Raw genomic sequence first — 9,976 nt, forward strand, 5'->3', positions numbered from 1 at the left:
GCGAACATGAAGACCCTGGTCCCCGCTCTCCTGGCGCTGTCGTTCCTGCTTGCGCAACCCAGCTTCGCCGTCACCAAGGGCGTGAACCTGCCGCCCGATGGCGTGCAGCTCAGGGCGAGTCCGCTGCCGGGCTACGCGAAGGCGCAGGCGAACTGCGTCGCCTGCCATTCCGCCGAGTACATGCTGTACCAGCCCCGCACCGCGCCGCGGCCGTACTGGGAAGCCATGGTCAAGCGCATGCAGGCGGTGTTCAAGGCGCCGATCGCCGATGCCGACATGCCCGTCATCGTGGACTACCTGGTGAAGACCTACGGCAACGAGCAGCCGGCCGCGGCGGCGACGACGAAGTAATCGGTCCCGCAAGGGACAGCCGCGCGGACGCAGCGCAGCGGGGCGGGCGCCACAATGCGCCTGAGCAACCCCGAGGACCGAAGACGCATGGACTTTCCCGCAGTGGATGCCGCCTTGCAGGCGGTGCTGGCCGGCGAACAACTCGCCGGTGTGTCGTACCAGGTGTTCCGCGCCCGTGAAGTGCTGGGTCGCAAATGCCTCGGATGGGCGGACCGCGAGGCCGCCATCCCGCTGCGCGAGGACCACCTGTTCCGTGCCTTTTCCAACACCAAGCTGGTCACCAGCTGCGCCGCCCTGCAGCTCCACGAGCAAGGCCGCTTCGGCCTCGACGACCCGGTCGGCGAGTACATCCCGGCGCTGAAGAACCTGCGCGTGCTGCGTCCCGGCGCCAGCAGCATCGACGACACCGTCCCTGCGCGCGAGCCGGTGCGGGTGCGGCACCTGCTCACGCACACGGCGGGATTCACCTACGGGTTCACGCAACCCGACGCGCCGATCGCCAAGGCCTACAACCAGGCGCGCGTGCTCCATCCGACAAGGGATCTCGCGCAGATGATGGAAGCGCTGGGCGGGCTGCCGCTGCTGTTCGAGCCCGGCACGGACTGGAACTATTCGGTGGCCACCGACGTGGTCGGACGGCTGGTGGAAGTCGTCTCCGGGCAGCGCCTGGACGATTACTTTCGCGAGCACATCTTCGCGCCGCTGGGCATGCGCGACACCTTCTTCCACGTTCCCCCGGACCGGCAGGAGCGGCTCGCTGCGCTTTACATCGGCAGCATCAAGGAGCCGCTGCGGCCGGGACTGCGCCGCGCGGACCACCTGCCTTATGAGGGCGCGTACCTCACCAGCGTCCCCTTCCTCGGCGGCGGCGGCGGCCTGGCCACTTCGCTCGCGGACTACAGCGCGCTGGTGCAGGCGTTGCTGCACGGCGGCGCGCCGCTGCTGCGGCCCGAGACCATGGCGCTCGTCACGCGCAACCAGCTGCCGCCGGGCATGTGGATCCAGTTTCCCGGCCAGCCGCTGCAGGTGGGGCGCGGCCACAGCCTTGCCGCTGCGGTGGTCATGCAGGAGACGCCGGGGGTCTCACTGGTGGAAGGGCAGGTGTACTGGGGCGGACTGGCCGCCACCAAGTGGTTCTTCTCGCCACGCGAGGACCTCGGCGCCGTGCTGATGACGCAGCGCTACATGGGCAGCGACCTGCCGTTCTGGCCCGAATTCCTGCGTGCCCTGCGCAGCGACCTGGGCAGTCGCTAGCCCTGTTCCCCGCGTGCAGGAGGCCGGGACGCACGCAGCTTCTCGATCGCCTGGGGCGGCGGCAGGAGCGGCGCGCCGGGCGTGCCGAGGTGCCGGGACAAGGCTTGCACGCAGGCCGCCTGCTGCTGGCGCGCGGCGAGGAACGCCGCCGGATCGGCATCGGCGCGCAGCCGGTAGCCGGCGACGCGCAAGCGCTCCCGCACCACATCCACGTCCGCGGGTGTGGCTTCGGCCGGCGCCGGCTCCAGGTGGAGCAAGGTCGCCAGATCCTCGACGAGGCGCTCGCATTGTTCGCGCAGCAGCACGGCAGCGCCACGCCATTGCGGTTCGTCCAGCAGCAGTTCGATGACCAGCGACAGGTCGATCAATGCGCCCACCGTCGCCGGCCAGCCGGCGGCGGTGCCTGCGCTGCGGAAGTAGATCAGCGGCGGATGCGATTCGTGGCTCTGCAGCACGCTCGCGCTCCAGTCGCGCCCGTGCCTCAGCACTTCCGTGAGTTCATCGCGGCTTCCGAGAGCGGCATACCGCTCGAGCACGGCGACGCCGGTGGGCGGCTGTCCGGCCGTGGTGGTGATCTTCAGCACGCCGCGATCGCGGCTGCCGATGTTCGTCTGCACCTCGATCAGGTAGGTGACCGCCATCGTCATCACCGCCAGGCCGCACAGGCCCGCGCCGACTACCACGACGGCGGCCAGCCCGTTTCCCTCCAGGCCTGCCGTTCCCACGGTCGCCAGTGCGCTGCCTGCGAGATAGAGCGCCTGGCCGAAGCCCGGCAGACGCGGCGAGAAGGAGTCGCGCAGCGCGTGCGCCATCAGGCCGAAGGCCAGCACCAGCAGCAGCATCCACACCGCGAAGGAGGCGACCAGCACCAGCGGTGCGAACTCGACGCCGATCGGGCGATGGGCCACGCGCTTCCACACCGGCAGGAACACGGCCACGAGGCGGCGCGGGACACGCAAGGTGCCGCCTGCGGGCCCGGACACCACGACGGTGTCGAAGACGTCGCGCAGCGTGATGCAGGCGAGCAGGAAGCCGAGCGTGCATTCGAATACGGTGGCAAGCATGGCGTGCACGTTCGGGATCCGGCGGTCCCGTGCAGCCTACCCACAATCGTCCCCGCCGGGTTGCGTGCGCTGCCCTACCATCGCGTCTGCGCGCGTGCCCGTGCCGCGCCGTGTACCCGGAAGGAAAGGAGTCGCCCATGCCCGTCAAGCTGTTCACCAGCGGCCGCATCCGCAAGGCCGACTACGATCCCTCGTCGCGCCAGCTCGACCTGCACTGGGAGAACCAGTCCGTGCTGGCCTACAAGCAGGTGCCCGAGGAAGTGTTCCGGCGCCTCTGCAGCGCGCCGAATCCCGCGACCTACTGGGAAGACCGCATCGCGGAGGAGTATCCCAAGGGCACGCCGCGCAGCCAGCCGGGCGGCGGCGAGAAGAAGTGGAGTGACCTGTTCGGTGCGAGCGAAGACGATGCGAACTAGCGTGCAGCGACGGCAGCGGCGCGCATGAAGGACCTGCGCCAGCTCTGCGCCGAGTTTCCCCACGCGGGCCGGCTGGATGCGATCTGGCTGCGGCCGGTGCGTGGTGCGGCCGCGCTCGGCGTGCGGGACGCGATCGTGGAGGCGGGCCGCGGCCTGCAGGGCGACCGCGCGAGCCACGGCCGTGCCGGCGGGAAGCGGCAGGTCACGCTGCTGCAGTCCGAGCATCTGCCGGTGATCGCCATGCTGCTGAGGCGCGATGCAGTGGACGCGGCGGACCTGCGCCGCAACCTGGTCGTGTCGGGCCTCAACCTGCTCGCCGCGAAGAGCCTGTTCGCCGACCAGCCGCTGCGCCTGGCGATCGGCGAGGAAGTCGAGCTCGAACTCACCGGGCCGTGCGAGCCGTGTTCCAGGATGGAAGACCGCTTCGGTCCCGGCGCCTACAACGCGCTGCGCGGGCACGGTGGCGTGACGGCGCGCGTGCTGCGCGGCGGCCGCATTTCGGTCGGCGCTTCGGTGGTGTGCCGCACGGCCGCGCGGGATGACCACGCGATCGCGCCCGACCTCTTCGATTCGCCGGCGCACTCCTGAGCCGGCACGGCCGCTGTGCCGCGCTGGGCCCGCGTTTGTGCATGCACATCTCCTACGCCGGCCGGCCAAGGCCTCCGCTAGCATGGCTCCCCATGTCCTCTCGCGCATCCTCCGAAGAACGCTCCCCGCTGCAGCGGGCGGTGAGCAAGGTCCCCGAAGTCACGCTGGCCTTCTGGATCCTCAAGATCGCGGCGACCACGCTCGGCGAGACCGGCGGCGACTGGGTGACGATGTCGCTGAAGCTCGGCTATGCGATCGGCACGGCGATCTTCACCGTCGTGTTCATCGGCCTGGTATACGCGCAGGTGAAGGCGGGCAAGTTCCACCCCACGCTCTACTGGGCCACCATCGTCGGCACGACCACGCTGGGCACCACGATCGCCGATTTCACCGATCGCTCGCTCGGGCTGGGCTATGCGGGCGGCGTGGCCATCGTCGCGGCGCTGCTGGTGATCAGCCTGCTCGTGTGGCACCGGACCGAGGGAACGGTGTCGGTGCAGAGCGTCAACACGCCACGCGTCGAGTGGTTCTACTGGTGCACGATCCTGTTCTCGCAGACGCTGGGGACGGCGCTGGGCGACTGGATGGCAGGCACGGACCGCGGCGGGCTGGGACTGGGCTACGAGACCAGCGCAGTGATCTTCGGTGCGGGGCTGGCCATCGTCGCGGCGCTGTACTTCTGGTCGCGGGTCTCGCACACCTTGCTGTTCTGGGCCGCGTTCGTGCTGACCCGGCCGCTCGGCGCGACCCTCGGTGACTTCCTGGACAAGCCGCACGCGCAAGGCGGGCTCAGCCTGAGCCGCCTCTATGCCTCGCTCGTGCTGATCGCCTTCATGGTCGCGTGCCTGAAGCTTTTGCCGCAGCGCCCTGCCAGGCAGGGCGCCGCCGCCGGCTGAGCGGCTTCACGCGCGGTCCGCCTCTTCGAACGTGCGCCGGGCCGCGAGCCCCGGGAACAGCCGCCACCAGCTCGCGACCACCAGCAGCGTCGCGCATCCGCCCAGCACGACCGAGCCAACCGGGCCGAACCAGGCCGCGGTCGCGCCCGACTCGAATTCGCCCAGCTGGTTGCTGGCGCCGATGAACATCGAGTTCACCGCGCCGACGCGGCCGCGCATCGCGTCGGGCGTGTCCAGTTGCACCAGTGTCTGGCGCACCACCACGCTGACCATGTCCGCACCGCCGCTGAGCGCCAGCACCGCCAGCGACAGCGGGAACACGCGCGACAGGCCGAAGGCCAGCATGCACAGGCCGTAGAACGCGACCGACAGCAGCAGCCAGCGCCCGACGCGTTGGCGGATCGGATGCCGCGTGAGCAGCACGGAGCACAGGAGCGCGCCCACCGCGGGCGCGGCGCGCAGCGCGCCGAGGCCCTGCGGTCCGACGTGCAGGATGTCCTTGGCATAGATCGGCAGCAGGGCCGTCGCGCCGCCGAACAGGACGGCCATCAGGTCCAGGGAGACGGCGCCCAGCAGGGGCTTGCGCAGCCAGATGAAGTGCGCGCCGGCCAGCACCGAGCGCAGCGTCGCCGGCTCGCGCCGCTGGACCCCGCGCCGGTCCTGCACCCGCAGGACGAAGACGAGGGCGGCGGCGATCAGCAGCGCCGCGGTGCCGTACACGACGGTGCCGCTGCCGATGAACAGCAACCCGGCCAGCGCCGGCCCGCCGATCACCGCGACCTGGTTGCCCGCGGAGCTCATGGCCGTCGCGCGGGACAGCATGGCACCCGGCACCAGGCTGGGCACGAGGGACTGCTGCGCCGGCATCTGGAAGGTACGCGCCGTTCCCAGCAGCATCGAGGCGGCGAACAGCAGGTCGCGCGACAGTCCGTGGCTGGAGGTCGCCCGCCACAGCAGGACCGCGACGGCCATCTGCAGCGCCTGCGTGCACGCGATGATGCGGCCGCGGTGGTAGCGGTCGGCGACGTGGCCGGCGGGCAGGGTGAACAGCAGGACGGGCACGAACTGCAGCAGGCCGACCAGGCCCAGGTCCCAGGCGCTGCCGGTGAGCTCGTACATCTGCCAGGCCAGCGCCACCATCATCATCTGCGTGGCTCCGCCCGCGAGCACGCGGCCCGCCCACAGCCGCAGGAATTCGCGTTGCGCGAACAGGGTGCGCACGTCGTCGGTCAAGGCAGCAGGCAGCGCGCGCGCATCGAAGGCATGGGACGCGATCATAGGCAGGCTTGGGACAGGGTCGCCGGCGCGAGGCGAGTGCCGTCAGCTTGCGCATCGACCGTTGCGTGCGCGTTGCGCGCCGCGTAACTCAACGTTACCGCCCTTGTCGCGGTCGAGCTGCGGGCAGAGAGTTCGCGCTATGCATGCGCCCCTTCCCGCCAACGAAGCCTTCGGCATCCAGGCGCTGGTGAAAGCAACGGCCGCCAATGCGTCGAGCGACGTCTTCAAGCCGCAGCTCAACTCCAGCCAATGGGAATTGTTCGGCACCTACCTGCAGCCGCTGGCGGCGCGCCAGGGCCAGGTGCTGATCCAGCAGGGGGCGAGCGACCGCACCGTGTACTTCGTGGAGGCCGGCCAGTTGACCGTGCACTACGAAGACGACAAGGGGCGCATCCGCCTCGCCACCGTGGAGGCGGGATCGGCGGTGGGAGAGGGGGCCTTCTTCTCGCGCCAGCCGCGCAATGCGACCGTGCAGGCCGGCACCGGATGCAGGCTCTGGACGCTGACGCCGCTGCGCTTCGGCGAGCTGTCGAACCGGCAGCCGCAGATCGCCCTGGAAGTGTCGCTGGCGCTCGGCTCCCTCGTGTCACGGCGCCTGGCCAACCGGCCCAAGCGCATCGCCGTCACCTGAACGCCTACAGCCGTCCCGCCGAGCGCGCGGCCTCGCAGGCCGCCTCGTAAGCCCACGACAGGTCCGCGCCCGCGACGGCCCGCACCGGTCCGGGCACGCTAGCCATGAAGAGGGGCGCGCCGCCGCGGTCGAAGCCCTGCGCTGCCAGCACGCGCACGGTGCGCCGCGCGCAGTCGAACTCGGTGCGCACGGCGGTGCGGTGCAGGCGACCCGCGGGCCCGACCTGCGCGGCCACGTCGACCAGCAAGGGCGAGCGGCCCGGCCAGCGCAACCACGCCGACACGCGCGTGCGCTCCTGCTGGAAGGAGGCGACGTCGATGTCCAGCTCGGATGCGCCCGGCACCGGACGCCAGCTCGCCGCCGATGCCGAAGCCGCCGCGAACACCATGCAGGCCGCAGCGGCGCGGGCGAAGCTGCGCCGATCCATCCATCGCTCCCGGAGCCGAGACGCCTTCATCGTAGGGGCGCCCGCCCGGAGCGGCGTTTGCGCTGCAGCAAGCCTCAGGGCTTGGCCGGCGGCCGGGAGCCGGGCTCGCGCGGCTGCTTCGCGGAAGGCGCCTTGCTGCTGCGGCCGGGCTCGACCGGCTTGGCCGCGGTCTGCTTGTAGGTGCCTTCGGAGGGACGCTCCGCGCGCCGTCCCATTCCGCTGGTGCGGCCGGCGCGCGGCGCAGCTATGGTCTGCTGGCCGGTCTTCTCCCGCCGTGCGGCTTCCTTCTCGAGGTCCAGCTGGGCCTCGCCGGCGGCCGTGCCACTGGCAGCGGAGCCAGCCGCGCGTTCCGGCACCGCGCGCGAGCGGGCTGCCCCCGCCGGGCCCTGCTTGTCCACGGTCCTGGTGACCGACTTGCGCTGCGAACTCATGGTGTACCCCCGAAGTTCGTACCGAGCGTGTAACAGCGCGTGGCGCGGCGGTGCAGGAGCGGCGGAGCTTCCCGCGTCGGACGGCATCCCACCCGCAGGCGACAGGGTCGGCGGGACGCCCTGGCTATAGTCGCCGCCATCCGAGCAAGGGAGCCGCGATGCAGATGACCAGTTACCAGGTGGAGAGTTTCGGCAAGCCGCTGGTGCAGGCCTTGCGCGAGCTGCCGCAGCCCGCGGGCGCCGAGGTGGTGCTGCGCATCACGCGCTGCGGCGTGTGCCACAGCGACCTGCACATGCAGGACGGCTTCTTCGACCTGGGCGGCGGCCAGAAGCTCGATGTCGCGCGCACCGTGCAGCCGCCGCGCACGCTCGGCCACGAGATCGTCGGAACGGTGGTGGCTGCGGGGGCCGATGCCCGAGGCGTGCGCGTGGGCGAGCGCCGGATCGCCTTTCCCTGGATCGGCTGCGGCCAGTGTGCACTGTGCGCGAGCGGCCAGGAGCACCTGTGCAGCACGCCGCGCAACCTGGGCGTCTCGCGCGACGGCGGCTTCGCTACTCACGTGATCGTGCCGCACGAGCGCTACCTCGTGGACCCCGGGTCGCTCTCCGACGAGCAGGCTTGCACCTATGCCTGTGCGGGGCTGACCGCGTACAGCGCGCTGCGCAAGGTGGGGCGACTGCGGCCGGAGGAAACGCTGCTGGTGCTCGGCGCCGGCGGCGTGGGCCTGTCGGGCGTGCGGCTGGCGCAGCACCTGTGCGGCGTGGCGCCTGTCGTCGCGGAGCCGGACCATGCGAAATGGGAGCTGGCCCGCGCCGCCGGCGCCCGCGACGTCATCGATCCGACCGACCCGGCGGCGCTGAAGGCCCTGATGAAGGCCACCAGCGGCGGTGCGGCCGCCGTCGTCGACTTCGTCGGCTCCGGCAACAGTTTCGGCTTCGGCTTCGGCGCGCTGCGCAAGGGCGGCCGCATGGTCTGCGTGGGCTTGCTCGGCGGCGCCACGCCTATCGTGCCGGCGCTCGTGTCCCTGAAGGCCGTGTCCGTGACCGGCTCCTACGTGGGCAGCCTGCAGGAGCTGCAGGAGCTGGTGGAACTCGGACGCGCGGGCGGCCTGCCCGAGCTGCCGCTGGTGCTGCGGCCGCTGGCCGACGCGAACGCGGCGCTGGACGACCTGCGTGCCGGCAAGGTCCGCGGCCGCACGGTGCTGTGCGCTTGACGCGGGCGTGCGCACGTTTGCGGTAAGGTCGCGGGCATGACGCTGCCCGCATCCATCGTCCACGCCTTCGCACCGCAGGGCCGCCTGCGTGCGTCCATCAATCTCGGCAACCCGGTGCTCGCCGGCCGCGACGCGAGCGGTGCACCGTGTGGCGTGACCGTCGACCTCGCGCAGGCGTTCGCGCAGCGGCTCGGCGTGCCACTGGAGCTGATGGCGTTCGACACCGCCGGCCAATCGGTCGAAGCGGTCGCAGGCGAGCGCGCGGACATCGGCTTCTTCGCCATCGATCCCAAGCGCGGCGAGCACGTCGCGTTCACGCCGCCTTACGTGCTCATCGAGGGCTGCTATCTCGTGTGCGACGACTCGCCGCTGCAGGCTAACGACGCAGTGGACCGCGCCGGCTGCCGCGTCGTGGTCGGTGCAGGCAGCGCCTACGACCTGTACCTCTCGCGCGAGCTGAAGCAGGCGCAGATCGTGCGCGTGGGCTCCTCCGCCGAGGTGGTGCCGCACTTCCTGCAGGGCGGCGGTGACGTCGCCGCGGGCGTGAAGCAGCAACTGCAAGCGGACACGCAGGGCGTCGCGGGCGTGCGCCTGCTGCCCGGGCGCTTCATGGTGATCCGCCAGGCCATGGGCTGCCCGCGCAGCCGCGGCGCCGAAGCGGCAGCGGCCTTGTCGGAATTCATCGAGGAGATGAAGGCCACTGGCTTCGTCGCCGATGCACTGAAGCGCCACGGCATCGCGGGCGCCTCGGTCGCTCCCGCAGGCGCCTGACATTTCTTGCGCGCAGCGGCGCTGCGCAGCCGCTGCTCCATTCCATCCATCAACCAGGAGAACGAACCGTGCTCACCTTGCAGCAAGCCAACCAGATCATCAGCGCCGCCCTCGCCAAGTCGAAGGAGAGCGGCTACGAGCCCATGGGCATCGCGGTGCTCGATGCCTCGGGCAACCTGAAGGCCTTCGCCAGCGAGGACGGCGCCAGCATGTTCCGCTTCGAGATCGCGCGCGCCAAGGCCTGGGGCGCCGCGGGCATGGGCGTGGCTAGCCGCACGCTGGCGCAGCGCGCCAAGGACAACCCGAACTTCTTCGTCTCGCTGTCGGCGACCTCCGGCGGCAAGTTCCTGCCGCAGCCCGGCGCCGTGGTGATCAAGGACGCGCAAGGCAAGGTGATCGGCGCGGTGGGCGCGAGCGGCGGCACGGGCGACGAGGACGAGGCGATCTGCATCGCGGGCGTGCAGGCAGCGGGACTCGTGGCGGGATAAGTCGTCTCGCGTCGCACCGAAGGCGGACAACCGGACGCAGAGGTCGGTGAGTTCAACCGGTCAAGGCAACATCATTGTTCACCCAAGATGTTGGAGAGACCGGGATGGCGAGACGCAGGGCACGCCTGACATTTCAGGAAAGGCGAGAACTCTGGAACAGGTGGAAG

13 protein-coding genes are annotated in these 9,976 nt (G+C 71.0%); 9 read left to right on the top strand and 4 right to left on the bottom strand.

All coding sequences use genetic code 11. From position 1 onward, the window contains the following. The first annotated feature begins 6 nt into the window (after window positions 1-6). Together sorB and JJB11_RS25445 are read left to right on the top strand one after the other, a co-directional pair. Window positions 7-351 carry a SorB family sulfite dehydrogenase c-type cytochrome subunit gene (sorB, locus tag JJB11_RS25440; RefSeq protein ID WP_201178072.1) on the top strand — a complete coding sequence of 115 codons (345 nt, stop codon included), beginning with the start codon at window positions 7-9 and terminating at the stop codon, window positions 349-351. A gap of 87 nt (window positions 352-438) precedes the next feature. Beyond that, window positions 439-1,605: a serine hydrolase domain-containing protein gene (locus tag JJB11_RS25445; protein ID WP_201178074.1), complete on the top strand. Its 1,167-nt coding sequence runs from the start codon at window positions 439-441 to the stop codon at window positions 1,603-1,605. Here JJB11_RS25445 and JJB11_RS25450 read toward each other — a convergent pair. Then, entirely contained in the window at window positions 1,602-2,669 is a 1,068-nt protein-coding gene (locus tag JJB11_RS25450; protein ID WP_201178076.1) for a hypothetical protein, read from the bottom strand. The two genes, JJB11_RS25445 and JJB11_RS25450, sit on opposite strands and share 4 nt — an antisense overlap. A gap of 137 nt (window positions 2,670-2,806) precedes the next feature. On the opposite strand from JJB11_RS25450, the gene JJB11_RS25455 reads away from it, so the two are divergent. The 3 genes from JJB11_RS25455 (at window position 2,807) to JJB11_RS25465 (ending at window position 4,569) form a co-directional block, all read left to right on the top strand. After that, a complete protein-coding gene (locus tag JJB11_RS25455; protein WP_201178078.1) occupies window positions 2,807-3,085 on the top strand; it encodes a KTSC domain-containing protein in 279 nt (92 codons plus the stop codon). 24 nt (window positions 3,086-3,109) lie between these two features. Further along, window positions 3,110-3,673, top strand: coding sequence for an MOSC domain-containing protein (locus JJB11_RS25460; protein WP_201178080.1), 564 nt, complete (start codon window positions 3,110-3,112; stop codon window positions 3,671-3,673). 92 nt (window positions 3,674-3,765) lie between these two features. After that, window positions 3,766-4,569, top strand: coding sequence for a COG4705 family protein (locus JJB11_RS25465; RefSeq protein WP_201178082.1), 804 nt, complete (start codon window positions 3,766-3,768; stop codon window positions 4,567-4,569). A gap of 6 nt (window positions 4,570-4,575) precedes the next feature. On the opposite strand, the gene JJB11_RS25470 is transcribed toward JJB11_RS25465, so the two are convergent. After that, window positions 4,576-5,847, bottom strand: coding sequence for an MFS transporter (locus tag JJB11_RS25470; RefSeq protein ID WP_201178084.1), 1,272 nt, complete (start codon window positions 5,845-5,847; stop codon window positions 4,576-4,578). A 139-nt stretch (window positions 5,848-5,986) separates the two neighbouring features. On the opposite strand from JJB11_RS25470, the gene JJB11_RS25475 reads away from it, so the two are divergent. Then, on the top strand, window positions 5,987-6,478 hold the full coding sequence (locus JJB11_RS25475) for a Crp/Fnr family transcriptional regulator (protein WP_201178085.1): 492 nt from the start codon (window positions 5,987-5,989) through the stop codon (window positions 6,476-6,478). Window positions 6,479-6,482: 4 nt separating this feature from the next. Here JJB11_RS25475 and JJB11_RS25480 read toward each other — a convergent pair whose 3' ends face one another. Beyond that, window positions 6,483-6,905 carry a hypothetical protein gene (locus JJB11_RS25480; RefSeq protein WP_201178086.1) on the bottom strand — a complete coding sequence of 141 codons (423 nt, stop codon included), beginning with the start codon at window positions 6,903-6,905 and terminating at the stop codon, window positions 6,483-6,485. Between the two features lie 74 nt (window positions 6,906-6,979). Further along, the gene (locus tag JJB11_RS25485; RefSeq protein WP_201178087.1) at window positions 6,980-7,336 is read right to left on the bottom strand and encodes a hypothetical protein; all 357 of its coding nucleotides are present in this window, start codon (window positions 7,334-7,336) and stop codon (window positions 6,980-6,982) included. 158 nt (window positions 7,337-7,494) lie between these two features. Here JJB11_RS25485 and JJB11_RS25490 point away from each other — a divergent pair, with 158 nt between their 5' ends. The 3 genes from JJB11_RS25490 (at window position 7,495) to JJB11_RS25500 (ending at window position 9,809) form a co-directional block, all read left to right on the top strand. Further along, complete coding sequence (locus tag JJB11_RS25490) at window positions 7,495-8,550, top strand: alcohol dehydrogenase (RefSeq protein WP_201178088.1); 1,056 nt, start codon at window positions 7,495-7,497, stop codon at window positions 8,548-8,550. Window positions 8,551-8,586: 36 nt separating this feature from the next. Beyond that, window positions 8,587-9,321 (top strand): ABC transporter substrate-binding protein, encoded by a 735-nt coding sequence (locus JJB11_RS25495; RefSeq protein WP_201178089.1) that lies wholly within the window; start codon window positions 8,587-8,589, stop codon window positions 9,319-9,321. A gap of 68 nt (window positions 9,322-9,389) precedes the next feature. Next, window positions 9,390-9,809: a heme-binding protein gene (locus JJB11_RS25500; RefSeq protein WP_201965106.1), complete on the top strand. Its 420-nt coding sequence runs from the start codon at window positions 9,390-9,392 to the stop codon at window positions 9,807-9,809. Window positions 9,810-9,976: the final 167 nt, after the last annotated feature.

Origin of the sequence: Ramlibacter ginsenosidimutans (assembly GCF_016654015.1) — a bacterium.
GTDB lineage: Bacteria > Pseudomonadota > Gammaproteobacteria > Burkholderiales > Burkholderiaceae_C > Ramlibacter > Ramlibacter ginsenosidimutans.